Annotated in this window: 27 protein-coding genes, 1 tRNA gene and 1 pseudogene; 10 read left to right on the top strand and 19 right to left on the bottom strand. The window is 62.8% G+C overall.

The genetic code is table 11. The features are described 5' to 3' along the window. Positions 1-30 precede the first annotated feature (30 nt). Positions 31-591 carry an acyloxyacyl hydrolase gene (locus tag HDG34_RS23510; RefSeq protein ID WP_184062507.1) on the top strand — a complete coding sequence of 187 codons (561 nt, stop codon included), beginning with the start codon at positions 31-33 and terminating at the stop codon, positions 589-591. Positions 592-632: 41 nt separating this feature from the next. Next, positions 633-1,016, top strand: coding sequence for a nuclear transport factor 2 family protein (locus HDG34_RS23505; protein ID WP_008921685.1), 384 nt, complete (start codon positions 633-635; stop codon positions 1,014-1,016). A gap of 197 nt (positions 1,017-1,213) precedes the next feature. Here the strand turns inward: HDG34_RS23505 and HDG34_RS23500 are convergent. Next, positions 1,214-2,200 (bottom strand): annotated as a pseudogene (locus HDG34_RS23500) (2-isopropylmalate synthase); the annotation flags it as partial. A gap of 381 nt (positions 2,201-2,581) precedes the next feature. After that, positions 2,582-3,553: a DNA-binding protein YbiB gene (gene ybiB, locus HDG34_RS23495; RefSeq protein ID WP_184062503.1), complete on the bottom strand. Its 972-nt coding sequence runs from the start codon at positions 3,551-3,553 to the stop codon at positions 2,582-2,584. Between the two features lie 222 nt (positions 3,554-3,775). Here ybiB and HDG34_RS23490 point away from each other — a divergent pair, with 222 nt between their 5' ends. Next, positions 3,776-4,474 (top strand): fumarylacetoacetate hydrolase family protein, encoded by a 699-nt coding sequence (locus HDG34_RS23490; protein WP_090802924.1) that lies wholly within the window; start codon positions 3,776-3,778, stop codon positions 4,472-4,474. Between the two features lie 34 nt (positions 4,475-4,508). Further along, the gene (maiA, locus tag HDG34_RS23485; protein WP_184062501.1) at positions 4,509-5,153 is read left to right on the top strand and encodes a maleylacetoacetate isomerase; all 645 of its coding nucleotides are present in this window, start codon (positions 4,509-4,511) and stop codon (positions 5,151-5,153) included. Positions 5,154-5,266: 113 nt separating this feature from the next. Here maiA and ftsY read toward each other — a convergent pair whose 3' ends face one another. Next, positions 5,267-6,415, bottom strand: a complete 1,149-nt coding sequence (gene ftsY, locus HDG34_RS23480; protein ID WP_184062499.1) for a signal recognition particle-docking protein FtsY — start codon at positions 6,413-6,415, stop codon at positions 5,267-5,269. Positions 6,416-6,665: 250 nt separating this feature from the next. Between ftsY and rsmD the strand changes: the two genes are divergently transcribed. Both rsmD and coaD read left to right on the top strand, forming a co-directional pair. After that, positions 6,666-7,280, top strand: a complete 615-nt coding sequence (gene rsmD, locus HDG34_RS23475; RefSeq protein WP_184062497.1) for a 16S rRNA (guanine(966)-N(2))-methyltransferase RsmD — start codon at positions 6,666-6,668, stop codon at positions 7,278-7,280. Between the two features lie 100 nt (positions 7,281-7,380). Next, entirely contained in the window at positions 7,381-7,890 is a 510-nt protein-coding gene (gene coaD / locus HDG34_RS23470) for a pantetheine-phosphate adenylyltransferase (protein ID WP_062125937.1), read from the top strand. Positions 7,891-8,382: 492 nt separating this feature from the next. Here coaD and HDG34_RS23465 read toward each other — a convergent pair whose 3' ends face one another. Together HDG34_RS23465 and HDG34_RS23460 are read right to left on the bottom strand one after the other, a co-directional pair. After that, the gene (locus tag HDG34_RS23465) at positions 8,383-8,730 is read right to left on the bottom strand and encodes a winged helix-turn-helix domain-containing protein (RefSeq protein ID WP_184062495.1); all 348 of its coding nucleotides are present in this window, start codon (positions 8,728-8,730) and stop codon (positions 8,383-8,385) included. A 324-nt stretch (positions 8,731-9,054) separates the two neighbouring features. Further along, positions 9,055-9,717, bottom strand: a complete 663-nt coding sequence (locus tag HDG34_RS23460; protein ID WP_184062493.1) for a hypothetical protein — start codon at positions 9,715-9,717, stop codon at positions 9,055-9,057. A gap of 88 nt (positions 9,718-9,805) precedes the next feature. Here HDG34_RS23460 and HDG34_RS23455 point away from each other — a divergent pair, with 88 nt between their 5' ends. Further along, a complete protein-coding gene (locus HDG34_RS23455; RefSeq protein WP_260321299.1) occupies positions 9,806-10,576 on the top strand; it encodes a hypothetical protein in 771 nt (256 codons plus the stop codon). 33 nt (positions 10,577-10,609) lie between these two features. After that, positions 10,610-10,867 (top strand): YfhL family 4Fe-4S dicluster ferredoxin, encoded by a 258-nt coding sequence (locus tag HDG34_RS23450; RefSeq protein ID WP_184062491.1) that lies wholly within the window; start codon positions 10,610-10,612, stop codon positions 10,865-10,867. Between the two features lie 78 nt (positions 10,868-10,945). Here HDG34_RS23450 and hisC read toward each other — a convergent pair whose 3' ends face one another. The 8 genes from hisC to HDG34_RS23410 form a co-directional block, all read right to left on the bottom strand. Further along, entirely contained in the window at positions 10,946-12,025 is a 1,080-nt protein-coding gene (hisC, locus tag HDG34_RS23445; protein WP_184062489.1) for a histidinol-phosphate transaminase, read from the bottom strand. A 50-nt stretch (positions 12,026-12,075) separates the two neighbouring features. Continuing rightward, positions 12,076-12,681: an aminoacyl-tRNA hydrolase gene (pth, locus tag HDG34_RS23440; RefSeq protein ID WP_090802935.1), complete on the bottom strand. Its 606-nt coding sequence runs from the start codon at positions 12,679-12,681 to the stop codon at positions 12,076-12,078. Between the two features lie 148 nt (positions 12,682-12,829). After that, a complete protein-coding gene (locus HDG34_RS23435; RefSeq protein ID WP_184062487.1) occupies positions 12,830-13,447 on the bottom strand; it encodes a 50S ribosomal protein L25/general stress protein Ctc in 618 nt (205 codons plus the stop codon). Positions 13,448-13,610: 163 nt separating this feature from the next. Beyond that, positions 13,611-14,567 carry a ribose-phosphate pyrophosphokinase gene (locus HDG34_RS23430; protein WP_008921698.1) on the bottom strand — a complete coding sequence of 319 codons (957 nt, stop codon included), beginning with the start codon at positions 14,565-14,567 and terminating at the stop codon, positions 13,611-13,613. A gap of 62 nt (positions 14,568-14,629) precedes the next feature. Beyond that, positions 14,630-14,706: transfer RNA gene (locus tag HDG34_RS23425), tRNA-Gln, on the bottom strand. Positions 14,707-14,758: 52 nt separating this feature from the next. Next, positions 14,759-15,640 carry a 4-(cytidine 5'-diphospho)-2-C-methyl-D-erythritol kinase gene (ispE, locus tag HDG34_RS23420; RefSeq protein ID WP_184062485.1) on the bottom strand — a complete coding sequence of 294 codons (882 nt, stop codon included), beginning with the start codon at positions 15,638-15,640 and terminating at the stop codon, positions 14,759-14,761. 89 nt (positions 15,641-15,729) lie between these two features. Further along, positions 15,730-16,362, bottom strand: a complete 633-nt coding sequence (gene lolB, locus HDG34_RS23415) for a lipoprotein insertase outer membrane protein LolB (RefSeq protein ID WP_184062483.1) — start codon at positions 16,360-16,362, stop codon at positions 15,730-15,732. Then, positions 16,362-18,203 (bottom strand): tetratricopeptide repeat protein, encoded by a 1,842-nt coding sequence (locus HDG34_RS23410; RefSeq protein ID WP_184062481.1) that lies wholly within the window; start codon positions 18,201-18,203, stop codon positions 16,362-16,364. Before HDG34_RS23410 ends, lolB begins: the two co-directional genes overlap by 1 nt. A gap of 87 nt (positions 18,204-18,290) precedes the next feature. Between HDG34_RS23410 and mutM the strand changes: the two genes are divergently transcribed. Together mutM and mutY are read left to right on the top strand one after the other, a co-directional pair. Next, entirely contained in the window at positions 18,291-19,121 is an 831-nt protein-coding gene (mutM, locus tag HDG34_RS23405; RefSeq protein WP_184026933.1) for a bifunctional DNA-formamidopyrimidine glycosylase/DNA-(apurinic or apyrimidinic site) lyase, read from the top strand. Positions 19,122-19,128: 7 nt separating this feature from the next. Beyond that, positions 19,129-20,262: an A/G-specific adenine glycosylase gene (gene mutY, locus HDG34_RS23400; protein WP_184062479.1), complete on the top strand. Its 1,134-nt coding sequence runs from the start codon at positions 19,129-19,131 to the stop codon at positions 20,260-20,262. Positions 20,263-20,330: 68 nt separating this feature from the next. Here mutY and HDG34_RS23395 read toward each other — a convergent pair whose 3' ends face one another. From HDG34_RS23395 to HDG34_RS23370, 6 genes are all read right to left on the bottom strand, one after another. Continuing rightward, positions 20,331-20,966, bottom strand: a complete 636-nt coding sequence (locus tag HDG34_RS23395) for an LON peptidase substrate-binding domain-containing protein (RefSeq protein ID WP_090802941.1) — start codon at positions 20,964-20,966, stop codon at positions 20,331-20,333. A gap of 39 nt (positions 20,967-21,005) precedes the next feature. Continuing rightward, complete coding sequence (gene rapZ / locus HDG34_RS23390) at positions 21,006-21,899, bottom strand: RNase adapter RapZ (protein ID WP_041734268.1); 894 nt, start codon at positions 21,897-21,899, stop codon at positions 21,006-21,008. Between the two features lie 98 nt (positions 21,900-21,997). Continuing rightward, the gene (hprK, locus tag HDG34_RS23385) at positions 21,998-22,966 is read right to left on the bottom strand and encodes an HPr(Ser) kinase/phosphatase (RefSeq protein ID WP_008921706.1); all 969 of its coding nucleotides are present in this window, start codon (positions 22,964-22,966) and stop codon (positions 21,998-22,000) included. Positions 22,967-23,046: 80 nt separating this feature from the next. Further along, complete coding sequence (locus HDG34_RS23380; RefSeq protein ID WP_184026940.1) at positions 23,047-23,562, bottom strand: PTS sugar transporter subunit IIA; 516 nt, start codon at positions 23,560-23,562, stop codon at positions 23,047-23,049. 342 nt (positions 23,563-23,904) lie between these two features. Continuing rightward, the gene (gene hpf, locus HDG34_RS23375; RefSeq protein WP_027199628.1) at positions 23,905-24,261 is read right to left on the bottom strand and encodes a ribosome hibernation-promoting factor, HPF/YfiA family; all 357 of its coding nucleotides are present in this window, start codon (positions 24,259-24,261) and stop codon (positions 23,905-23,907) included. Between the two features lie 170 nt (positions 24,262-24,431). Beyond that, entirely contained in the window at positions 24,432-25,949 is a 1,518-nt protein-coding gene (locus tag HDG34_RS23370) for an RNA polymerase factor sigma-54 (protein WP_184062763.1), read from the bottom strand. Between the last annotated feature and the right edge of the window lie 161 nt (positions 25,950-26,110).

Below are 26,110 nucleotides of genomic sequence, written 5' to 3'. Positions count from 1 at the left end.
TCGCTTAATACCCGGCAGTATGGGGGGCGGATGAACAGGCAGAATCTTGTGGTGCGTGGGCTTACTCTAAAAAGCACGTTTGCCGTTCTGCTGGGTGCGGCGGGCGCATCCCAAGCTGAGCAGTTCGGCGTGCAGGTGGCCGCCGGCGTCGGCGACCATCACGTCAGGACGCTCGATCTCGGCGTGGTCTGGGATCCAAACCTGACCTGGTGGGAGATCGGCGACTGGCATTTCGCGCTGCTCGGCGAGGCGCATGTCGCGTGGTGGCACACCAGTGAAGGAAACGTTCATGACAACATCGGCGAGATCGGCGTGACGCCGGTAATCCGCTTCATCAGGTCGTCGGGTTCGGTGCGGCCATTCATCGAGGTGGGTGCCGGCGTCCGGCTGCTGACCAGCCCGCGCATTTCTTCCGACTTCACGTTGGGCACCTCGTTCCAGTTCGCCGAGATGGCGGGCGTCGGGTTGCAGTTCGGCGCTCGTGAGCAGTATGTCGCCGGCTACCGCTTCCAGCATGTCTCCAATGGCGGTATCAAAGAGCCGAATCCTGGTATAAATTTCAGCCAGCTATATTTGCAATATCACTTCTGACCGTGGCCGCCTGCGGCTCGCGGTGTTCGAGGGGCTCTGCAATGGCGGCAAAGATGATCGAAGCGATTCGCGGGCTCGAGCGAGAGCGTTTTCGCGCGATGGTCGATGGCGATGGGCAGTCGCTTGACACGCTGCTCGCGGACAACGTGAGCTACGTCCATACGAATGGCAAGCGCGAGACGAAGCGGCAGTTCATCGACGGGATCACCGCGGGGCGCCGTCGTTATCGGCAAATCGAGGTGCAGTCGCAGGATGTCTTGCCGGCCGGGCGCGAGACCTACGTCGTCACGGGCCGCGCGCTGATCGAGATGGAGGCCAACAACGGCGCGCTCCTGTTTCCGATTGCCTATACCGCGATTCACACGCACGAAGACGGGCAGTGGCGACTGATCGCGTGGCAGGCGACCCGTTGCGCGCTCGAGTGAGATTCTCATCGGGCGGGCGCGCCTCGTGAGCGCGTCTCCAGCGGCAGCGGAATGCGGGTGTGCACTCCGCTGCAGCAGGCTCGAGGCCCAACGCGAATTCACGCGGTCGCGCATTCGCCAGCTTTGTCGCGGCTGTTTGCGCCGTGCTCGTCTACATCGGCATCCGCGTCGCGCGCCTCGCGCGTGCCGCGCATCGCTACCTCTCCCGCATACGGATGCCGCGCCGCAACCGGAAGCCGCGTGCAGCGTTCCGCCACGCGCCTGATCGTCGCGAGATCCGAGAAATCCAGACCGCTGTCGATACCCATCGCGTCGAGATTCATCGCGACTGTGACGAGATCGACGTTGCCGGTGCGCTCGCCATTGCCGAACAGACAGCCTTCGATGCGATCCGCGCCCGCCAGCAGCGCGAGCTGCGCCGCGGCCACGGCGGTGCCGCGATCGTTGTGCGGATGCACCGACAGCACGATGCTGTCGCGGTAACCGAGGTTGCGATGCATCCATTCGATCTGGTCGGCGAACACGTTCGGCGTGGCCGCTTCGACGCTTGCCGGCAGGTTGACGATCATCTTGTGATCGCGCGTAGGCCGCCACGTTTGCGCGAGCGCGTCGCACACCTCGCGCGCGAACGGCAGCTCGGTCGTGTTGAAGGTCTCGGGCGAGTACTGGAAGGTCCAGCGCGTGCCCGGCCGCGCCTGCGCGTGTTCCTTGATGAGGCCCGTGCCTTCGACGGCAAGCGCCTTGATCTCATCCTTCGACTGCTGGAACACGATGCGCCGGAACGACGGGCAGATCGCGTTGTACAGATGCACGATCGCGCGCGGCGCGCCTTCGAGCGCGTCGAACGTGCGTGCGATCAGCTCCGCGCGCGACGGCACGAAGACTTCGATCGTGACGTCGTCGGGAATGCGTTGCTCGTCGATCAGCTTGCGAGCGAAGTCGAAATCGGTCTGCGACGCCGACGGAAAGCCCACTTCGATTTCCTTGAAACCGATCGCGACCAGCATCTCGAAGTACTCGAGCTTCTGGGCAGCGTTCATCGGTTCGATCAGCGCCTGATTGCCGTCGCGCAGGTCCGTGCTCATCCAGACGGGTGCGGCGTCGACCGTGCGACTCGGCCATTTGCGGCCGGTCAGCCGGACGGCGGGAAAAGGGCGGTACTTTTCAGCGGGGTTGCGCAACATGGTGAGGTGCCTCATTCGTGGTGTCGTCGGCGGAGGGTGGCGACGTCGAGCGGTTGGCCGACTGTTCACGCATGCACGCTGCGGATGCTGCCCATGCAACGTACATGTGATCCTCTCGCATCGTCCGCGCGGTAAACGGACGAATGCAAACGACGACAGGTTGTGGAGAACTACGACGGGGGTGAAGCGAAACTGCGGGAACTACGGGGAGGACCGCCGACGGCAACCGGAGCTGCCAGCGCGCGGCGCTACGCGAGACTTACGCCAGGCGTAGCGATAGGGGCCGCGCCAGGCGGCCGGAGATAATTCGGAGGGTGTTCGGAAGGGAACGCATGAGGCCAAATGTATGACGGCGTGCGTTGGCCTGTCAACCCGCGGCCGTCAGGCCGCCGTCTTCGCGATATCGACGATCAGCTCGACCTGCCGCTCGAGCGCGCCAGGCACCGGCGCTTCGCCGCGCAGCACGGCGTCGATCCAGGCGGCCGTGGTCGCCGCGTCGCGCGCTTCGGGCAGCTCGACTTCGGGCGCATCGGGCGACGAGCGCTCGTGCGGCAGCCGCGTCTCGCAGATGCCGTCATGCAGCCAGTCGACCTGCACCTGGCGGCGCGTATCGGCGACCGCCTCGCCTTCGGTGCCGCGCGCGAGCAGCGCACCGCCGACGGCCGCATCGGGATGCGTGACGAACAACTGAGTGAGACTGTCGCGATACGGCGGATGCGTGTAGTTCACGAGCCGCAATCCCGCGGGCGCGAACGGCTGCAGCAGCTTCACGAGCGTATGCGTCGAATTGCGCACGCCCATGCGCCGGCGCAGCGCGAGCAGGCGCGCGAGCTTGGGCGCCAGTACGTCGATCGAGGCGAACGCGACGCGGCGCTCCGCAAGTCCAGCTTCGATCTGCGCGTGCGACTGCGCATGGGCGATGCGCAGATGTGTGAAGATTTCCGCGCTCGTCACCCGACCCGGATCCTCGGTGACGCCGTGTACCAGCACCGGCACGCCTTCGCGGGCGAGCAGCAGCGCGAGCAGCGGCACGAGGTTCGGCTGCTTGCGCGCGCCGTTGTACGACGGAATCGACACCGGCCGAAACGCGCCGTGCGGCAGCCGCACCGGCTCGAACGACGTATGCGCGGCGGCCAGCATCGCGGCGAGTTCGTCGGCGGTTTCGCCTTTCACGCGATACGCGAGCAGCACCGCGCCGAGTTCGAGATCGTCGACGCGGCCGTCGAGCATCGCGGTGTAGAGCGAGCGCGTGTCGTCGGCGGTCAGCGCGCGGGCGCCATTCGGGCCGCGGCCGATTTCCTTGATGAATCGGGCCCAGGGGAAGGAAGAAGTGGTATCGGTGGAGTCGGTCATCGTGCGCAAGAGGCGGGTGGCGTGCCGCGCCTGGCGGTTCGCTACGCCATTCGGGGAACAGTTCGGTGTGAGTATCGCATCTATGGCGAGCGGGCGAACAGCAACGAAGCGGGCACGCAGTGGCGCGCGACGGGCCGCCTGACACGCCTCCGCGCCGTGCCGCGGGTTACACTCGATGTTTCTCGCCGCCTCGGCGGCGCACATCGGAAAACGGAGAACGGGATGAGTTACGTATTTGCACCGGCACCGCAGGTCGCGGTGCCGGTCGTGGGGTCGGGCGAGCAGTTCGCGGTGCGCCGCATCTACTGCGTGGGGCGCAACTACGAGGCGCACGCGCGTGAAATGGGCCACGACCCGGACCGCGAGCCGCCGTTCTTCTTCACGAAGCCGGCCGATGCGATCGTGTACGTCGCGCCGGGCACGACCGGCGAATTCCCGTATCCGTCGCAGACCAGGAACGTCCATTTCGAAATGGAAATGGTCGCGGCGATCGGCGAGGGCGGCAAAGACATCCCCGTCGACCGCGCGCTCGATCACGTCTACGGCTACGCGCTCGGTCTCGACATGACGCGCCGCGACCTGCAAGGCGAAGCGAAGAAAATGGGTCGTCCGTGGGATACCGCCAAGGGCTTCGATCACTCGGCGCCGCTCGGCCCGATCCATCCGGCTTCGACGGTTGGTCACATCGGCAAAGGAGAGATCTGGCTGTCGGTGAATGGCGAGGACAAGCAGCGCGCGGATGTGTCGCAGCTGATCTGGTCGGTGGCCGAGACGATCGCGTATCTGTCGACGCTGTTCGAACTGCGGCCTGGCGACCTGATTTTCACCGGCACGCCGGAAGGCGTCGGCGCGGTCGTCAAGGGTGACCTGATGAAGGGCGGCGTGGACGGGCTCGGCGAGTTCAGCGTGCGCGTCGTCTGAGACGGCTTGCGTGCAGGTGGAGGAGGCAGACAACATGAAGCTCTACAGCTATTTCCGTAGCTCGGCGTCGTATCGCGTGCGCATCGCGCTGAACGTGAAGAACCTGTCGTACGACTACGTACCCGTGCACCTCGTGCGCGAAGGCGGCGAGCAGCTGAAGCCCGCGTATCGCAAGATCAACCCCGACTGCATCGTGCCGACGCTCGCCGACGGCAGTCATTTGCTGCCGCAGTCGCTCGCGATCATCGAGTATCTCGAGGAGACGCATCCCGAGCCGCCGCTGCTACCAAAGGCACCGCTCGATCGCGCGTATGTGCGCTCGGTGGCGCTGCAGGTCGCGTGCGAGATTCATCCCCTGAACAATCTGCGCGTGCTGCGCTATCTGAAGCACACGTTGCGAGTCGACGACGACGCGAAGGACGCGTGGTACCGGCACTGGATCGACGCGGGCTTCGCGACGCTGGAGACGCATCTTGCCGGCGACGCGCGCACCGGCAAACTGTGTTTCGGCGACGCACCGACACTCGCCGACGCGTGCCTGATTCCGCAGGTATTCAACGCGCAGCGCTTCAAGGTCGACACCGCAAAGTTTCCGACGATCCAGCGCATCTACGATCACGCGATGCAACTCGATGCGTTCGCGCGCGCGGCGCCGGGCGTGCAGCCGGACGCGGAGTGAGCCCGGGATCGCTGACACGTCGAGGGCAGCTTGAAACGAAAAAAAGGGCGCTCCGCGGAGTGCCCTTTTCCTTTGGTTCGCCGCGAGCGCCGAGCGCCGCAACGATCACGCGATCAGCCGCCCAGTAGCGCGTCCGAGAACTCCTCCGCGCTGAACGGCTGCAGGTCCTCGACCTTTTCGCCGACGCCGATGAAATACACCGGAATCGGCCGCTGCCGCGCGATCGCCGCGAGGATGCCGCCCTTCGCGGTGCCGTCGAGCTTGGTGACGATCAGGCCGGTGAGCCCGAGCGCGTCGTCGAACGCCTTGACCTGTGTGAGCGCGTTCTGGCCGGTGTTCGCGTCGATCACGAGCAGCACTTCGTGCGGCGCGCCGTCCTGCGCCTTGCCAATCACGCGCTTCACCTTGCGCAGTTCTTCCATCAGATGCAGTTGCGTGGGCAGGCGGCCGGCCGTGTCGGCCATCATCACGTCGATCTTGCGCGCGCGCGCGGCGCCGACCGCGTCGAAGATCACCGCGGCCGGGTCGCCGCTTTCCTGCGCGACCACGGTCACGTTGTTGCGCTGGCCCCACACGGCGAGTTGCTCGCGCGCGGCGGCGCGGAACGTGTCGCCGGCGGCGAGCAGCACCGATTGGTCAAAGCTCTGCAGATGCTTCGCGAGCTTGCCGATGCTCGTGGTTTTGCCCGCGCCGTTGACGCCGGCGATCATCATCACGAGCGGCTGCGCGCGGCCGAGCATCAGCGATTTTTCGAGCGGCTTGAGCAACTCGACGAGCAGTGTGCGCAAGGCGGTTTTGACCTGCTGGGGGGCCGTCAGGCGTTCGCTGCGCACTTTCTCACGCAGCGCTTCGAGCAGGAATTCGGTCGCCTCGACGCCGGCGTCAGACATCAGCAGCGCGGTTTCGAGTTCCTCGTACAGGTCCTCGTCGATCTTCGTGCCGACGAAAATGCCGGTCAGGTTCGAACTGGTTTTCGCGAGGCCGCTCTTCAGACGCGTAAGCCACGAGCGCTTCGCGCCGGCATCCTGCACGGGCGGCGGGACGATTTCGACGGTGTCGAGCATGGCGTCTGGCGGCTCGGGCTGCGGCTCGATGATCGTCGTGGCCACAGAAACGGGGGGCGCGGTAGGCTCGATCGGTTCGGCGGGCGCAACGGGCGCGGCCTCGGCCTCGGGTGCCGCGCCGTCTTGCGCCGCTAGCGATTCGTCTGCGGCGGTATCGGACTCTTTCGAGCCCTTGAATCGTTTGAAAAAGCTGAACATGATCTGACGTATGGGAGAGCGCGCCGATGCGCGCAGCCGGCACGGGACCGGCGAAGCGGTGGGCAGCGCCGGGATGCGAAAAGGCGGGGCGCTGGCAGCCGCACATTTTATCAGGCGTGCTGCGGCGCGTCGTATTGGCCGCTCGGCCAGGCTGGACGCGCGCCACCCCTGTGGTAACGTGAGCGCTCCGGCCCGCGCGCATCGACGCCGCGGGCGTGTTCATCACCTAGCTGAAACTGCACGATACTGCATGCCTCGTTTAGCACCTTCACGCGCCGCTGGCGCTTCGTCCAAAAGTAGCAAACCGCATGCCATTCGCATCATCGGCGGCGACTGGAAACGCACGCCGCTGCCCGTGCTCGATCTGGACGGCTTGCGCCCGACGCCCGACCGCGTCCGCGAAACGCTGTTCAACTGGCTCGGCCAGCGTCTGGACGGCCAGCACTGCCTCGATCTGTTCGCTGGTAGTGGGGCGCTCGGCTTCGAGGCCGCGTCGCGCGGCGCCGCTCGCGTACTGATGGTGGAGCGTCATGCGCGCGCTGCCGGCCAGTTGCGCGCAAACCAGCAGCGGCTCGATGCACGCATGATCGAAATCGCCGAGGCGGACGGCCTGCGTCTTGCGGCGAGTCTCGCGCCAGGCTCATTCGACGTCGTGTTCCTCGATCCGCCGTTCGATGCCGACCTGCTCGGCAAGGCGCTCGCGGTGGCCGTGCCGCTCGTGCGCGCCGGCGGCTATCTTTATGTCGAGGCCGGCGAAGCGCTCGAACCGGCCGCTCACGAGCCGCTGTCAGGCTGGGAACTCGTTCGGCAGGGCAAAGCGGGCGCTGTGCACTTTCATTTGCTGCAGCGCGAAAATAAGGAATAATGCGCGTTCCAAAAAAGGGCCGGGCGGTTTATCGTCATCCGCGCCGGTGCGAAATGCGTCGCCCGGACGTGCCCTTTTGTCTGAAGAGAGGAGAAGTCTCATGGTAGTCGCCGTGTACCCGGGCACGTTCGACCCGCTGACGCGCGGTCACGAAGACCTCGTTCGGCGCGCGTCGAGCATTTTCGACACGCTGGTGGTGGGTGTGGCCGACAGCCGTGCCAAGAAGCCGTTTTTCACTCTCCAGGAGCGCCTCGCGATTGCGCATGAGGTGCTCGGCCACTATCCGAACGTCCAGGTGATGAGCTTCAAGGGACTGCTGAAGGACTTCGTGCGGACCAACAACGCTCGGGTGATCGTCAGGGGGCTGCGCGCGGTGTCGGACTTCGAGTACGAGTTCCAGATGGCGGGCATGAACCGTTATCTGCTACCCGACGTCGAGACGATGTTCATGACGCCGTCCGATCAGTATCAGTTCATCTCGGGCACGATCGTGCGCGAGATCGCGCAATTGGGCGGCGACGTCAGCAAGTTCGTGTTCCCGTCCGTCGAAAAATGGCTGAAGGAGAAGGTCGCTTCGCTGGATCCGCAGGACGGCGCTCAGGGGACCTGAGCCTGAGTCGCGCGAATGCCGGTTTTGACGGATCAAGACCGGCCAGGCCTCGGTGATCGGCGCCAGGTGCATCGGTCGGCTGTTCCAAGTAATGTTGGCGAGCCGTATTGGCGGCGAACGTCAATCCTGTCGTTATGCACGGGCATCGGTGTATTCGATGGTTCGCGCAAGCTGCGATGTCAATGATGATGCGAAGAACAAGAATTGTCTCTTCATTGCAAACGGGGCGATCATCAATAGTCACGCCGGCTTGTCAGGTTCCTACGGGACCCTATCCGGAAAACGTCACGGGCGTGGGCAATCGATATACCTTTGTCCAATTCGCCGAGTATGAACTGACGAAGCGCACCAGTACGGTACGATGGATTTCAACAGGGTGACAGGTGCCGCATACGTGGAATTGCCGGAGCGGAGCAACTAGACGGGCATTGCAAGAGGAATGAGGAGTTTTTCCTAACCGGATAGTGCCGGCTTAACCGAAGCAGAACAATGTCAGCTTCCCTTCGCAGCTTTCGTGAACGCCTCGGCAAGTTTGTCGAAGTGCCGGAGGGCCGCGGGCGTCAGCTCGACCTGTTTGCGGCGAGCGTCTTCGGTGTCGTTGAGCAGGAGCCAGCCCTTTTCGCGCATTGACGTGATACGGGCATGCAAGGTAGCCGGCGACCCCAGCGCACTTTGGGCCATCATGTCTCGAACCGACAGGCGTTCGTTCTTTTGCCTCATGCGAGCAACGAACTCCAGGATCTTTTCTTCGAGCGGATCGAGCGCGGGAAGTGCGGGAAGACCTCGCAGTGCTTCGGTCAATTGAAGAAATCGAAGATAGATATCAGCAGGGCGGCTCATGACCATCGCTCCAACGAAAACGCCGCTCACCCGAGCGCGGAAAGCGAACCTTGATGCCCTGCGACAACCGGGCTTCTCTATTTTATCTCCATGTCCAGCTTACGTTTGGGTGTGCTCCCGGTCGCGGGCACGGCCATCGCGTTCGCGCTGTCGCTCGGGATCAACCAGGAAGTCTTCACGCACATCGAGTTCCACGCGAACCATTTCTCTCAGGTTTGGCCGTTACAAAAACTATAACGATACAGTCGCGCGTTGCCAAGGTTCGTGCGGGTGATCAACTCGAGCCGTCGCTGGAGGACGATTGGCTGCTTTCCGAAGGCGGATTCAACCGGTCGATGCAAAACCAGGATCGTCGATCAAGTGGCGAAGGCTGTAGGGCGCTACGTGCTCGTAGAGGATCGGCCAATCTACCGCGAGTAGCGGAATCGTTGGGTCTTTCCGACACCAGTACGCAACAAACCGCGCCCAGCCCCCGAGAAACATTCCGTTGCCAGAACTCAGCAGACACGGAGGGCGAGCGACAGGCGGAACCAGCATCCGCGGCATTCCCGCCGCCAGGGTTTCAAGGGCGTCCGACGATTCGTGTGACGCCAGCAGACTGTCCTCGGTATCAGACAGGTATCGACGTACTTCTTCTGCGACGCATGTGCTGCGAAGTTCCAGGTAAGAGGCGCGGACTTCATCAAGTACTGAAGTGGGCACACACGAATAATTGGAGCCACCCAGCCTTTCCAAAGCAGCGCGCCTGACGAAGTCAGGAAGCGCCCCCAACCTTGTTTCGCAGCCGAGCAACGCATCTTGAAAGACGGGATAGCACGCGAGCCATGCAGCAGGCGGGCGGCCTACTGGTCGGCGTGCCGATAGCCACCGGTTCGTCCGGATAGCGCGTTCCGTTCCAGCCTGTTCTCTCAGATTCATCGCTATAAAAAGCATATCAATATGGACGCGGCTCTGCATGCTTGTCGAGCCGGGCATAAAGCTATACATGGGTTTTCGGTCGCGTCGCGCAGAACTTGAGGGCCTCGAGAAATTTTTTCCGTGAGCGTCACGATATCTGTGACCGAAAGCCTGCTGCTTGTGCTCGCGGAACGCCATACGGGCACGCTATGATGCATTCGGCAAAAGCAACCGAGGATGGCTCACCGCAATGTCTAGCTTACGTTTGCATTTTTGGTCGATCGCTGGGACCCTGATCGCGTTCCTGGCGTCGCTGTGGATCAATCAGGAGGTGTTTACGCACACGTCTTTCGTGCGAGGCGTCAACTGGATTTTCCTGCCGTCTGGTGTTCGGCTTCTCAGCACGTTGCTGGTTGGGTTCGATGGTGCACTCGGCCTGCTGCTTGCCGGACTGATTACAGACTTTCTGTACTGGTTTCCGCATGACCCGGTGCGTGCAATAGCAGGCGCTTTGCTTGGGTCACTGGCACCGTATCTGGTCTACAGGTTTGCGCTCGAGTATTTCGATCTGCGCGCATCGCTGACGAACCTGACGCCGAAGCGGCTGCTTGTTCTGGCTGTCGCCTATTCGGGAGCAAATACGCTGTTTCACCACCTGTGGTTCGCGCTGGCCGGTACGACGAAGAACTGGTTCGAAAGCTTCTTCACGATGTTTGTGGGTGATCTGGCCGGCGCGCTAATCATTCTGTACGTGATGAAGGCACTGCTGGCCTTGTTGCCGAAACAGCCCGGCAATTCCCGCGTGTCGAATGGCATGTTCAGCATCCAGTTGGCGTTGAACAGCGCATATGCCAACCAGTTTGCGACGAAGGCTACCTGGCCGAGAAGCGCAGCCGTCCATGATCCTGGCGTGGGATTGCACGGCCGTGCGGGGGCGAAAAAGCTATAATGTATTGTTTTCTCTAGCAAAGTTGGTGGCGGCATGGCCCTGATGATTACCGACGAGTGCATCAATTGCGACGTCTGCGAGCCCGAGTGCCCGAACGACGCGATTTCGATGGGCCCGGAAATCTATGTGATCGACCCGAAGAAGTGCACCGAGTGCGTCGGTCATTTCGACGAGCCGCAATGCGTTCAGGTGTGTCCGGTCGAGTGCATTCCGCGTGACCCGAACCACTTGGAAACGCCCGAAGGTTTGATGGCGAAATATCACGCGTTGCAGGCCGCCAAGGGCACCTGACGTTCGCGGGAGACGCGCAAAAGAAAACGGCGAAGGCCTGCGGGCCTTCGCCGTTTTCTTTTGGGGGCGGCGTTTCCGTTATCCGACGTAAGCGCTGAAAATGCCGCGCAAAGCGTCGAGCAGTATGTCGCATTCGGCGTCGGTGCCGACCGAGATCCGCAAATGCTGGTCGATGCGCGGCGCGTTGAAATGCCGCACGAAGATTTCCTTTTGCCGCAGCCGCGACGCGAGCGTCGCCGCGTCGTACCCCCCATGCCGCGCGAACAGCAGATTCGCCGCCGATGGCACCACCTCGAAGCCGAGCGCGGTCAATTCCGCCGCAAGCCGTTCGCGGCTCGCGATCACCTTCCCGCAGCATTCGCGAAACCACGCGTCGTCTTCGTAGGCGGCGGTGGCCGCGACTTGCGCGAGGCGGTCGAGCGGGTACGAATTGAAGCTGTCCTTCACGCGATTGAGCGCATCGATCAACGCAGGATCGCCGAACGCAAAGCCGACGCGCATGCCGGCGAGCGAACGCGACTTCGACACGGTCTGCACGACGAGCAGATTCGGATAGCGCGCGATCAGCGCAATCGCCGACTCGGCGCCGAAGTCGACATACGCTTCGTCAATCACCACGACCGAATCAGGATGGCTCGCGACGAGGCGTTCGATTTCCGCGAGCGGCAGCGGCCGGCCGGTCGGCGCGTTCGGATTCGGAAACAGGATGCCGCTGTTGGGCACCGTGTAGTCGTCGACGTCGATCGCGAAGCTGTCGTCGAGGGGGATGGTCCGGTAGTCGACCTCGAACAGCTTCGCGTAGGTCGGATAGAAGCTGTAAGTGATGTCGGGAAACAGCAGCGGCTTGTCGTGCTTGAGCAAGGCCTGGAAAGTTAGCGCGAGTACCTCGTCCGAGCCGTTGCCCGTGAACACCTGCTCGGCGCGGATGCCGTGATACGCGGCGACCGTTTCGCGCAGCTTGCGTGCGCTCGGATCGGGATAGCGGCGCAGTGCGTCGGCCGTGTCGCCGAGCTCGCGGCGGATCGCGTCTAGCACGCGCGGCGACGGCGGATACGGATTCTCGTTGGTATTCAGCTTCACCGGATGCGCGAGCGCGGGCTGCTCGCCCGGCACGTACGGCGTCAGACGGTGAACGATGTCGCTCCAGTAGCGGCTCAAGCGATTCTCCTGGCGGGGCCGATTGCGGGTGTCGATGAGTGTGGCGCGCGTCAGCTGTTGTTACGATGCAGTTGCATCATTGCGCGTTCGAGCTCGCCCTTGATGATCTGCGGCATCACCGCGAGCGCGCGTTCGATCGACGCGTCGATGACCTCCTGCTCTTCTCGCCGCGGCGGCTTCAGCACATAGTTCGCGACGTCCGGCTTCGCGCCGGCGCGCGCGCTTTCGGGAATCAGATCGCGCGGATGGCCGATGCCGATCCGCAGCCGCCAGTATTGCTGCGACGACAGATGCGCGCTGATGTCCTTCAGCCCATTATGCCCGCCGCTGCCGCCGCCGAGCTTCAGCTTGACGCTGCCGGGTGGCATGTCGAGCTCGTCGTGCGCGACGAGGATCTCGTCGGGAAGAATCTTGAAGAATTGCGCGAGCGCGACGACCGATTGACCAGAGCGGTTCATGTAGGTTTGCGGCTCGAGCAGATGCACTTCCTCGCCATGCAACCGCGCTTTCGCGTAAAAGCCGTGAAAGCGCCGCTCGTCGCGCAGCGCGGTGCCGGCCTCGCGCGCGAGTTGATCGACCAGCCAGCAGCCGGCGTTGTGACGCGTCGCGGTGTATTCGGCGCCCGGATTGCCGAGCCCGACGATCAGCTTGATCATGATTGCGTGAGTCCACCAAGTCAGGAAGTGAAACGTACCGGACTAGAAAAGCCGAAAAAAAACCCGCCAGGGCGAACCTCGGCGGGTCACATCGACCGTTTCATAGGAAACGGATCGAGAGGATTGCTTGCTTCGAACCGGAAGGCTCTTAAGCAGCCGGCGTTTCGCCACCTTCAGCAGCAGCAGCGTCTTCAGCGATTGCGCCAGCCGGGATCGTTGCAGCAGCGACCACCGGGTTTTCCGCGTCGACGTGGGCCACGAGCGCCACACCTGCCGGCAACGGGATGTCCTTCGCGTGAACCGATTGACCTGCTTCGATCTTCGCGAGGTCGACTTCGATGAACTCCGGCAGTGCCGACGGCAAGCACTCGATTTCGATTTCGTTGAGGATGTGCGAAATCACCGCGCTCGACAGCTTCACTGCCGGGTTGGTTTCCTGGTTCAAGAAGTGCAGCGGCACCTTGGTGTGCAGCTTCTTCGTCGCATCGACGCGCTGGAAGTCCACGTGCAGCACGAGCTGACGGAACGGGTGGTATTGCACGTCGCGCAGCAGAACCTGTTGCGACTTGTCTGCCACTTCCAGATCGAGGATCGACGAGTGGAAAACTTCTTTCTTCAGCGCGTGCCACAGGGCGTTGTGATCGAGTTCGATCAGTTGCGTGTCAGCACCGGCGCCATAAACGATACCCGGGGTCTTGCCCGAGTTACGCAGGCGGCGGCTCGCACCCGTACCTTGCAGGGAACGCTCGAAAGCGACTACTTTCATGTTGAATCTCCAATGCACTGCCCGCGACCAGGCAGTAAAAACAGGGCCTCGAAGCCGTAATGGCTGAGGCCCAGGATAGCGGCAAGAACCTTCGTTCGTTCATGCCGATTGTGCAAAAACGCCGCGTGTCGCATGAAGCGGTACCCGGTGTCTTCGCAAATGCTTAACTCTCAGCGAACAGCGACATCACCGAATCGCCGCGGCGGATGCGCGAGAACGTTTCGGCGAGCAAACCGGCGCTCGTCAGCGAACGGATCTTCGCGCACGAACGGGCTTCTTCGCCGAGCGGAATCGTGTCCGTGACAACGAGTTCGTCGAGTGCGGAAGCGGCGATACGCTCACCCGCGCCGCCCGACAGAACCGGGTGGGTGGCGTACGCGAATACCTGCTTCGCGCCGCGTTCCTTCAGAACCTGCGCGGCCTTGCACAGCGTGCCAGCCGTGTCGACCATGTCGTCCATGATCACGCAGGTGCGGCCTTCGACTTCACCGATGATGTTCATCACTTCGGCGACGTTCGCCTTCGGGCGACGCTTGTCGATGATCGCGAGATCGCAATTGAGTTGCTTCGCCAATGCACGGGCGCGGACCACACCGCCGACGTCCGGCGAAACTACCATCAGGTTGTCGTAGTTCTGCTTGCGCAGATCCCCGAGCAGCACGGGCGTTGCGTAGATGTTGTCGACCGGGATGTCGAAGAAGCCTTGAATCTGGTCGGCGTGCAGATCCATCGTGATGATCCGCTCGACGCCGGCGATTTCCAGCATGTTCGCCACGACCTTAGCCGAGATGGCGACGCGCGCCGAACGCGGGCGACGATCCTGACGGGCATAACCGAAGTAGGGGATGGCTGCGGTGATCCGGCCTGCGGATGCGCGCTTGAGCGCATCGACCATGATCATCAGTTCCATCAGATTGTCGTTAGTCGGTGCGCACGTGGATTGCAGGACGAAGACATCCTTGCCGCGCACGTTTTCCTGAATCTCGACTTGGATTTCACCGTCCGAGAAACGGCTAACCATTGCTTTGCCGAGGGGAATACCGAGGTTTTTGACGACTTCCTGTGCAAGCGCGGGATTTGCGTTGCCAGTAAAAACCATCAGGCCGTCATGGCTGCTCATCGTGCACCTACTTCAGGCTGGGGGCGGGAGAAATGCGAACTACAGCGAACTACGAGAATTTTTGGCAGGGGAGAAAGGATTCGAACCTTTGCATGCCGGAATCAAAATCCGGTGCCTTAACCAGCTTGGCGACTCCCCTACACTAACTTTGAGCTCCGCCGAACGTGGAGTTTCGTTCGACGATGCAAAATTTATGACGCGAAAGCAAAGAGTGGATGCTGATCCAAGCCCGCTGCTACTGCACTGTTCCACTCGCCGGGCAGTTTGGCTTGCGCCGCTTCTGCTTCAGCTTTGCTACGGAACGCTGCAAAAACGCTGGCACCCGATCCGGACATCCGCGCTGGCGCGATGCTTTCAAACCACCGCAACACTTGCGCTACTTCCGCGTACTTTCCTACGACAACTTGCTGCATGTCATTCCGGCCGAAGCTTTCTGGCCATTCAGTGTTGCAGCTGTGTTCTGCAGGAAAGTCCGTAATTTTGAGGGGCTTTGTATCTCTTGTCAACGCTTTTTCGGAAAAAATCGCCGCAGTCGGAACCTGCACCCTCGGCGTCACTACCAGGAAGTGACGCGGCGGCAATTGTACAACGTCCAATGATTCTCCGACACCCTCTGCAAACGCATTTTTTCCAAATACGAAGAAAGGCACGTCCGCGCCAAGCTTCAACGCAAGATCCTGCAACTCCTGACGTGGCAGATCGAGCTTCCACAGGCGATTGAGCGCGAGCAGCGTCGTCGCCGCATCGGAACTGCCGCCGCCGAGGCCCGCGCCCATTGGCAGGCGCTTGTCGATTCCGATATCGACGCCTTCGCGGGAGCCCGTATGTACCTTCAGCAACGTCGCGGCGCGTACGGTCAGGTCATGCTCGGGTGGCACGTCGGCGATTTCGGTGCGGCGCGTGATGAGACCGTCGTCGCGTCGCGTGAAGTGCAGCGTGTCGCCCCAGTCAAGCAACTGGAAGACCGTCTGCAGCGTGTGATAACCATCCGGCCGACGGCCAGTGATGTGCAGGAAGAGATTGAGTTTCGCTGGCGCGAGACAGTCGCGCAGCGAATTGGTTGTTTCGATCATGAGTGAAGGCTACATGCGCCACGGTGGCGCCAAACGGGTAGCAAGGTTACGTGAGCGGATGCTGGGACAAAAGGCCCAGCAAGAACGACTCACTGATCCAGCACGAGCTTGATGTCGAGTGGCGGCTCCGAGCGGCTCAGATTGAGGCGCTTCACGCCGGTGGCTGGTGCATCGGCATAGGCCACATAGTCGATCGTCCAGCCGTCCTGGGTGATCTGCTTCAGGCGCGACGGTTGCTCCGGATCCTTCTCGGTCTTCGCGCGCGAAGTCGGCGCCGGCGACGGTTGCAGCCAGTAGCGCAACCCTTCGACCGGCAGCGTGAAGCCGAGCGCGTTCTGCATCAGCGTCGACACGTTATCGGCGGTGAGCGGCTGGCGGTTCGGCAATTCGAGCGTGGCCGAAGCCGGCGACGAAGTCACGATGGCCAGCGTCTGGCCAAGCGGATTGCGCAACTGCAGCGTGACGGTGTCGCCCGTTTCCTGCCACGAGAAATTGCCGTAAGCGTTGCGCTGCTGGCCGTTCTGATCGTTGTATTGGATCGCGAAGCGGCCCTGATACGAGCGGCTCGTCTGCGCGGTGACTTCGGTGGCGGCGTTCGACGTGGACGGCCCCTGCGGCTTCACCGACGCGCAGCCGGCCAGCGCGACAACCGCCGCCGCCGCGAAACCAACCGCCATGCCGCGCGGCGCCCTGGAAAAAGAAATCAAACGGGAAAGACGCATCAAAGGTTGTTTACCTGAAGACGTTGCAACGTTTTGACGAGAGTCTCGTTGTCGGGTTCGAGCTTGCGAGCCTCGCGAAACGCGGCGCGCGCCTGTTCCTGCTCGCCGGCCTTCCACAGCACTTCGCCGAGGTGCGCGCCGATTTCCGCGTTCGGCTGGAGGCTGTATGCCTTGCGCAGCAGCTTGATCGCATCGGCCGTGTCACCCATCCGGTACTTGACCCAGCCGACGCTGTCCATGATGAACGCATCGTTCGGTGCGAGCGCCGAGGCCTTCTCGACCAGCTTGTCCGCCTCTGGCAGGCGCTGGTTGCGATCTGCGAGCGAATAGCCGAGCGCGTTATACGCCTGCGGATTGTCCGGTTGCGTCTGGATCAGCTTGCGCAGCTGCGCTTCCATGATGTCGTAATGGCCGGTTTTCTCGGCGGCCATCGCGTAGTCGTAGGTGAGGTCGGGGTCGTCGGGAAAGTTCGCCGTGGCTTGCTGCAGACGCGCTTCGGCCTCCGGGTAGCGCTTCGCGTCGAACAGGATCGCCGCATCGGTGCGCGCGATCAGCGCCACATCACGCGGATCGGAGGTCTGCAAGTTGGAGAGCAACTGGCGCGCCTCCTCGGTCTTGCCCTGTTTCGCGAGCAGTTGCGCGCCGGTAATCTGCGCGGCCAGGTATTGTTGACTCGCTGGCGAGATCTTGTTCAGCCAGTCGCTCGCGGCCGCCTCATTCTTCTGTTCGAGCGCTAGCTGCGCGAGATAGATGTAGGCCTGGCCCGCATCGGCACCCGGCATCTTCTCGGCCTGCTGCGCGTACTGCACCAGATACGTCTGCGCTTCGGGGAGATTCTTCTGCTGGATCTTGATCAGCGCGAGCGCCATCAACGGTGTCAAGTCGTTGGGGTTTGCCTTGCGCATGAGCTCGAACTGCTTCTGCGCGTCGTCGAGACGGTCACTGGCAAGATACATCTGCGCCAGCGCGAGCCGTGCGTCATGCGATTTCGGATTCTGCTGCACGTACTTTTCGAGCGACGCGATGCCTTCCTTGCGCTCCTCCGGACCCATTTGCGACAGCATCAACGCCGCCGGCAGATAGTCGGGCTTGATCGTGAGCGCCTGCTCGAGCGACTTGTGCGCGCCCGGCGCGTCGTCGGCCAGCAGCTGCTGACGCGCGAGGGCCAATTGCGCCTCCGGCCGGTTCATGTCGTTCTTCAGCAGGTCCTGCAACACGTGCAGGCCACCGACGCGGTTCGGGCCGCGCGACAACAGCAGTTGCAGCGCGAGGATCGCGCTGCCGCGATTTTCCTCGGGTACCTTCGCCAGTTCTTGCGACAGGATTTGCGACGCATCGTCGGGCTTGCCAGACAGCACGAGCAGCGACGCGTCGAGCTGGGCGGCGCGTTCCGAACTCGGCGCGTACTGTTGCCACAGTTGCGCGGCGGCGAGCGCGTCCGACGGGCTCTGCGCCGCCAGCGCTATTTCGGTGGCGCGTTGCGCCATGCGCGGGTCGTGAGTGTCGCGCGCGAGCGCGAGGTAGGTCTGATAGGCCGGTGCCGGCTGGTCGCGCTGCAGCGCGATCTCGGCGGCCAGCACCTGGAAGACGATCTGGCTCGACAGGGGTACGCCGGGAAGCGACTTTTCGTCTTCAGGTGTTGCCGGACCCAGCGGGTCCGGCATCGTGACCGACGTGTCGTCGGAATCCGGCGACGGGTCCTGCGCATGCGCGGGCACGGCGGCCAGCGCCCACAATCCGAGCGCGGCCGCACCGAGCATCCGGCGAGCGGACACGGCGAGCGGCACCTTGGACACGCGCGCGCGGCGCTTTGATAGCAGCTTCACGAAGGACACGTTCATGGAAATCCGTTCAATGTTTCAGTCGATTGTAACGCGCTCGCTACAATACGCGCACAACCACTCACGCAAGTAGCAGACCAATCAGCCATGCCAGAGTTGCCAGAAGTCGAGGTTACCCGACGGGGGATCGAACCGTATGTGTCCGGGCGCAAGGTTGAGCGCGTCGACGTGCGGACGGCCGCGCTGCGCTGGCCAATTCCGGCCGACCTTGCGAAAACCTTGCGCGGCCACGTGGTGCGCAAAGTCGAGCGACGCGGCAAGTATTTGCTGTTCGAAATCGACGCTGGGTGGTTCATCGTCCACCTCGGCATGACGGGCACGTTGCGCGTTCTGCGTCATGTGCCGCATCCGCCTGCCGCGGCGAAGCACGATCATGTCGACTGGATCTTCGACGACTTTATCCTGCGCTATCGTGATCCCCGCCGCTTCGGCGCGGTGCTATGGCATCCGCGCGAAGCAGGCGACATCCTCGAACATCCGCTGCTCGCGAGCCTTGGCGTCGAGCCTTTCTCGCCGGCTTTTTCGGGCGCGCTGATGCATCGGTTGACGCGCGGGCGCAAGGTGTCGGTGAAGCAGGCGCTGCTGGCGGGGGACATCGTGGTCGGCGTGGGCAATATCTACGCGTCGGAGAGTCTGTTTCGCGCGGGCATCCGGCCGACCACCGCGGCGGGCCGCGTGTCGCTCGTGCGTTATGAACTGCTGGCCGATGCCGTGCGCGTGACGCTCGCCGCCGCGATCGACAAGGGCGGCAGCACGCTGCGCGATTTCGTCGGCAGCGACGGCGAAAGCGGCTATTTTCAGCTCGACTACTTCGTCTATGATCGCGCGGGCCTGCCATGCCGCGTGTGTGGAACGCCAATCAAACAGATCGTGCAGGGGCAACGCTCCACGTACTTCTGTCCCACTTGCCAGCGCTAGATTCTCGATGCCTTCCCGCCTGACCCCAACGACCGGCGCGCGCTCCAGCGCGTTCGACTCCACGCCCGCGTTTGCGCCGATGCCCGAGTTTTCCGCGCGGCTGATCGCGTGGCAGCGCCAGCACGGCCGCCACGATCTGCCGTGGCAGAACACGCGCGATCCGTATCGCATCTGGCTGTCCGAGATCATGCTGCAGCAGACCCAGGTGTCGACGGTGATTCCGTACTACGCGAAATTTCTCGCGCGTTTCCCGGATGTCGCCGCGCTCGCCGCCGCGCCGTCCGATGACGTGATGGCGCTGTGGGCCGGCCTCGGCTACTACACGCGCGCGCGCAATCTGCATCGCTGCGCGCAGGTCGTCGTCGAGCAGCATGGCGGCGCGTTTCCCGCGTCGGTCGATGAGCTCGCCGAGTTGCCCGGCATTGGCCGCTCGACGGCCGCGGCGATCGCGTCGTTCGCGTTCGGCGCGCGCGCGACGATTCTCGACGGCAACGTGAAGCGCGTGCTCGCGCGCGTATTCGGCGTCGAAGGCTTTCCGGGCGAGAAGAAAGTCGAGAACGCAATGTGGACGCTCGCGGAATCACTGCTGCCGTCGAATGCGTCGAACGCGGAGGTCAGCGGGTACACGCAGGGCTTGATGGATCTCGGCGCGACATTGTGCGTGCGCGGCAAACCCGATTGCACACGCTGTCCGTTCGCGCCGGACTGCGTTGCCAACGTCACCGGACGTCAACGTGAATTGCCGACCGCGCGCCCGAAGAAAGCGGTGCCGACACGCCGTACGTGGATGCTGCTGCTGCGCGACGGCAATGCGGTGATGCTCGAGCGGCGTCCACCGTCGGGCATCTGGGGTGGTCTGTGGAGTCTGCCCGAAGCTGCCGACGAAGCATCGCTGGCCGAGCGGGCGCGCGCGTTCGGCGGCGACGGCGAAGTGTCCGCGCTCGCGTCGTTCTCACACGTATTCACGCATTTCAAGCTCGATATCGAACCGCGGCTTGCGGAGTTCGATCGCGGTGTCGGCGCCCTGGCCGCGCTCAACGATGCGGACACCGCATGGGTTGCGCTCAGCGATCTGGATTCGTTCGGCGTGCCGGCGCCGGTGCGCAAGCTGCTCGCCAGTCTGCATGGTTCGTTGCTCTAGCGGAATGGATCGGAGGTGCTGAGCGGGCGACTTGGGTCCGGCGCGGCAGCCTTCACGACTTCAGGATTTCACAGCAACTGATGCTGTTGCATGTAGTGATGCACGACGTCGATGCGCGCGCCGGCATCGGTTAATTCCATCAGCTTTTGCCGTGCGCGTAACGCGATTGGCAGCACCTCGGCGAGACGGTTCGACACCCACGACGGATCGTCGAGCCGGAACGGCTCGGCGAACGGTAGGCTGTCCGGATCGCGTTCGCGGATCGTTGCGATGATCCGCTCGAGCACTTCCGCGCACGCGCCGAATTTGGCCAATAGCTCATTGCCCTCGAGCGGGAGATCGTCGGCGAGCGGCTCGGCCATGCCGACCAGCAGACCGCTCGCTTCGACGCGATGCGATAACAGACGAAAGCGCGTCGTGCCGCGCGCGCGAATCAGCAGCATGCCGAATGCATCGACGTCGCACTCGTCGATTTCGGCGAGACAGCCGATCGTTTCGGGTACCGAAGGTTCTTCCTCGCGCGCGACTTCCGCGCCGCTTTTCAGCATGCAAACGCCGAACGGTGTTTTTTCGCGCAGACAGTCGCGCGCCATGTCGAGGTAGCGCGCTTCGAAGATTTTGAGCGGCAGCAAGCCATCGGGAAATAGCACCGTATGCAGCGGAAACAGCGGCAAATCGGCGTACACAGTAGGCGTAGAGGACATGGCGCAACGCTTCGGGTTAAGGCCGCGCGATGCGGCCGGTTAAGCCACCAGCTTCGATGATTCGCCGACGTCGACCGGCGCATCGCGGTGCCGCACAATCACATTCGCCGATGTTGCGAGACGCGCGGCAAGCGTCTCCGCGATAAATACCGAGCGGTGCTGGCCGCCCGTGCAACCGATTGCGACGGTCAGGTAGCTGCGATTGTCGTCGCGGAAATGCGGCAGCCACTTGGACAGATACTTCTCGATGTCGTCGATCATCTCGTGGACGACCGGCTGCGCATCGAGAAAATCCATGACCGGTTTGTCGAGGCCGGTGAGCGGCCTCAATTCATGATCGTAGTATGGATTCGGCAGCGTGCGTACGTCGAATACGAAATCCGCGTCGAGCGGTACGCCGCGCTTGAAGCCGAACGACTCGAACATCAGCACGAGCCCCGCGTCCTCCTGTTCGATGAAGCGCTTGACCCATGCGCGCAGCACGTTCGCGCGCAGATTGCTCGTGTCGATCTGATGGCCGAATTCGGCAAGTCCCGCGACCAGTTCGCGCTCGCGTTCGATCGCTTCGGCGAGCGACGTGAGCAGGCCAACGTCCGCGTCGTGCGCGGGCGAGCCGGACAGCGGATGACGGCGACGCGTTTCGGAAAAACGTTGAATCAGCGACTGCGTGCTCGCACTCAGGAACAGCACGCGCACGTCGTGCGAGCGCTTGAGGTCGCGGATCATCGCGGGCATTTCGTCGAGCGACGAACCGGAGCGCGCGTCGATCGCGACCGCGAGACGATCCTGGCCGTCCGCGGCGAGGTAGGTGGCGAGTTGCTGCAGGAAACGCGGCGGTAGATTATCGACGCAGTAATAACCCGCGTCTTCGAGCGCGTTCAGGGCAACCGATTTGCCGGAGCCGGAGATACCGGTGATCAGGATTATGCGCATGGAGTCGTCGAAAGCGTAGATTTCATCATAGCATCTGGCCTCCATGCGCGTGCCCGCGGCCTGCCTTCTGCGGGCGCTTCATGGCGCTGTGGCGGGCTTCAGATCAGCTTGCCGGGAAACTGGCTATCGGGATCCTGCATGGCGAGACGTTGCCGATCCATGAAATCGCGCAGCGTGTCGATACCGCGCAGTTGCAGAATCGTGTTGCGCACGGCCGCTTCGACCAGCACCGCGAGGTTGCGGCCGGCGGCCACCTGGATCGTCACCTTGCTGATCGGTAGGCCGAGCACGTCGACGGTCTGGCTTTCCAGCGGCAGCCGCTGGAATTCGCCGTCGGGGCGGCGCACCAGTTGCACGATCAGCTTCAGTTTCATTTTGCGGCGCACCGCCGTTTCGCCGAAGATCGTCTTGATGTCGAGCAGACCGAGGCCGCGAACTTCGAGCAGGTTCTGCAGCAGCGGCGGACAGCGTCCTTCGACGAAATCCGGGCCGAGGCGCACGAAGTCGACAGCGTCGTCGGCGACGAGACCGTGGCCTCGGCTGATCAGTTCGAGGCCGAGCTCGCTCTTGCCGAGGCCCGAGTCGCCGGTCAGCAACACGCCCATGCCGAGGATGTCGAGAAACACGCCGTGCAGCGTCGCGCGCGGCGCGAGAATGCGCGACATGTAAAGACGCAGACTATCGATCACTGCGGCCGCCGAGGTCGGTGTCGTGAACAGCGGCGTCGACGAGCGCGTGCAGCGCAGCACCAGCTCCGGCGGCGCCGCGACTCCGCCCGCGACGACGAGAAACGGCGGCTCCAGCGCGATCAACTCGGCCATGTGGCGCGAGCGGTCTTCGTCGGTCTGACGTTTGTAGTAGTCGATTTCAGCGTCGCCGAGCACCTGGATCCGGTTGGGGTGGATCAGGTTCAGGTGGCCGACGAGGTCGGCGCTCGACGTGGCATTGGCGACCGATTCCGAAGAAAAGCCGCGCTCCCAGCCTTCATGCCCCGTGAGCCAGCTGAGCTTCAGCATGGCGGCGTTGTCGTCGAAAATGCTTTGGGCGTTGATGCTGGACGTATCCATGAGTCAGTGACTCCAGTGTGAGCCGCTTGCCGGGTCTTTGCTGCGTGTGCGAGCGCGTATGAACTACCGCCGCCGTTGCATCAAGGTTGCCACTGAGTAAGCAGGCGATGCAACGATTCGCGTTCTTCTTCAGTGTGCAGCCGCTCGCGGGCGTCGCGATCGGACAGCAATTGCGCGATCTCGGAGAGAATTTCGAGGTGCTGTTGAGTGGCCTGTTCGGGGACGAGCAGGAAGATCAGCAGCGAGACCGGCTGGCCGTCCGGCGCTTCGAAGGGGATCGGTTCGGCGAGTCTGACGAATGCGGCGAGCGGTTGCTTGAGGCCCTTGATCCGCCCATGCGGGATCGCGACGCCTTCGCCGAGCCCGGTCGAGCCGAGTCGTTCTCGCGCAAAAAGATTGTCTGTGACGGTACTGCGGGCGATGCCGTTCTGGTTCTCGAAGATCAGGCCCGCTTGCTCGAACACGCGTTTCTTGCTGGTGACCGATAGTCCGATGACGACGTTCTCGAGGGGAAGAAATTTGGCTAAACGATTCATTTTGACAGGCGAAAACGTGGCCTGAGTTCTCCCCACCGGGGCGGTTGAGTGACGTTCCATTCGTTCGATGCTGGCGAAGACGGACGCTCAGAGTCGATCGCGAAAGCGTTAGATTTCGATCGGCCGTACTTCATCAGAGCTGGCTTGACCCCGATGGTAACTGGAACATTATAGAACAGGGTGACGGCCGATGGTGCGGCGCGCCATCTATGCATATCAGGTTTTTCAGCGCTTGCGCCGCGGCACGTGTCGCGCTGCGCAAACCTCTGCGGGAATGGTTCGGGTCGGCCTCGGCGAGACGCACCGGCGGTGAGCGGGAACCGGGGCGCTGAAACGAAAAACCGCCCGGTCGCGGGCGGCTCGACGAGTTCAAGGGAATTGAGGAATTTCCTCTAATTTCTCCTATTGCGGCGGCACGTCCAGTTGCGGCGCCGGCTGATACTTGATCGCTTCGTGCTGATGGCCTTGCAGACGATCCTTGTGGCGTATCACCTGCCTGTCGAGCTTGTCGATCATCAAATCGATTGCAGCGTACAAATCGCTGTCACAACTCTCGACGAAGATATCCTTACCCTTCAGATGGAGGTTGATTTCCACCTTTTGACGCTTGTCCTTTTCCTTATGGTTGTCGACCGAGAGGACCACACTGCCGTCGATGACCTGATCGAAATGTCTTAGCACCCTGTCCAGTTTGGTGATCACGTATTCGCGCAACGCAGGCGTTACTTCGAGGTGGTGTCCACTGATCTTGAGATTCATAGTGCTTCTCCAAGCTAATGGCCGCTTGGTCCGCACAATGACAAAGGTCCGGTCGATCTGACGGCTTGCCTGTGTCGCCCCCCGGTGACGGACATCTGGCAGGTCGCAGCGGCCGGCCTGTCCGCCAGGTGCGGAGCGGCCGGTAAATGCCCGCTGCAAAACGCGGCGGGCTACAGAGACTTGCGCAGGTTGACTGCCGGGATTTTGAGCGCCTCACGGTATTTCGCAACGGTACGCCGTGCGACCACGAAGCCCTGTTCCGCCAGCAGTTCGGCTATGCGACTGTCTGAAAGTGGCGATTTCGGGTTTTCCGCTCCTATCAGTTGTTTGATCAGCGCGCGAATGGCCGTGGAGGAGGCCGCGCCGCCGGTGTCCGTCGAAACGTGTGAGCCGAAAAAGTACTTGAATTCCAGCGTCCCGAATGGGGTCAGCATGTATTTGCCGGTTGTCACACGCGAGACAGTCGACTCGTGTAGGCCCAGCGTATCAGCTATTTCCCGCAAAACCAAGGGGCGCATGGCAATTTCGCCGTGCACAAAAAAGCTCTTTTGACGCTCGACAATTGCCTGCGCAACCCGCAGGATCGTCTCGAAACGCTGCTGGATATTTTTGATCAGCCAGCGTGCTTCCTGCAGTTGCTGGCGCAACGAACCACTGCCCGGATCGCCGCGGTTATTGCGCAGAATATTCGCGTATAGATGGTTAATCCGCAGCTTCGGCACTACCTCGGGATTCAGCTCCGCCAGCCAGCCCTGTGCCGTTTTGCGCACCATGATGTCGGGCACCACATAGTCCGCTTCGGCCTTGCCGTAGGCCGCGCCCGGAAATGGTTCGAGCGAGCGGATCAGCACATGCGCGTCGCGCAGATCGTCGTCGCTGGCCTTAAGGTGCTTGCGCAGCCGCGTGAAATCGCGCGCGGCGAGCAGTTCCAGGTAATGGCTGACAATGTCTAGCGCAAGCGTGCGCGTGGGCGATGGCTCGAGCCGCAGCAACTGCAGCTTCAGACATTCGGACGCGGAGCGCGCGCCGACACCCGATGGGTCGAAGCTATGCAGCAGCGCAAGCGCGGCGTTCAGTTCGTCGACGTCGACTTCGAGTTCTTCGGGCAGGTCGGCCAGCACTTCTTCGAGCGTGGCGGCGAGATAGCCGTCGTCGTCCAGCGATTCGATCAGGAACGTGATGAGCGCGCGGTCGCGCTGGCTCGCCTGGGTGACGCGCAGTTGCGTCATCAGGTGGTCGCGCAGCGACGTGCTCGATTCGTGGATTTGCAGCGGGGGCAGGTCGTCGTCGTCCGACGCGTTGCCGGAGCGGCCGTAGTCGTCCAGGTTCCACTGCGAGGTATCGCCGCCGCCGTCGCCCGAAAGGCCATTGTATTCGTCGACACCCTGCGGCTCGCCGCTTTCGGCTCGCTCGCCGTTGCCCTCGGACGATGCCGAACCGTTGCCGGCCATCGGATCGGCCGGCGTCGAGGAGCCCGGTGTCTGGGCGATCACGGAACCGTCGGATGCCACCCGCAACGGGCTCGCGATCCACTCGTCTTCGTTTTCGAGGAGAGGATTCTGCGAGATCGCCATGGCGACTTCTTGCTGCAGTTCGAGCGTCGACAACTGAAGCAGCCGGATGGACTGTTGCAGTTGCGGCGTGAGCGCAAGATGCTGCGATAGGCGGAGTTGGAGGCTGGCTTTCATGGCAAGTTGAGATTCATTGTAGAGAGTTTGCCACGACCGCGATACCTTGCGGCACTCGCAATTTTTGGGTACGCCCAATTTGGCGCGCCGCGCGGCGCCACCCTGCGCCGCCTGACAACGAATGTGCGGGTGCCGCAAAAATGGCGCCGCGGCCGGCCGCG

The sequence above is a fragment of the Paraburkholderia sp. HC6.4b genome (assembly GCF_014200875.1).
GTDB lineage: Bacteria > Pseudomonadota > Gammaproteobacteria > Burkholderiales > Burkholderiaceae > Paraburkholderia > Paraburkholderia tuberum.
Note: the sequence above shows the minus strand (reverse complement) of the source record. Positions and strands in the feature narration are given on the sequence as shown.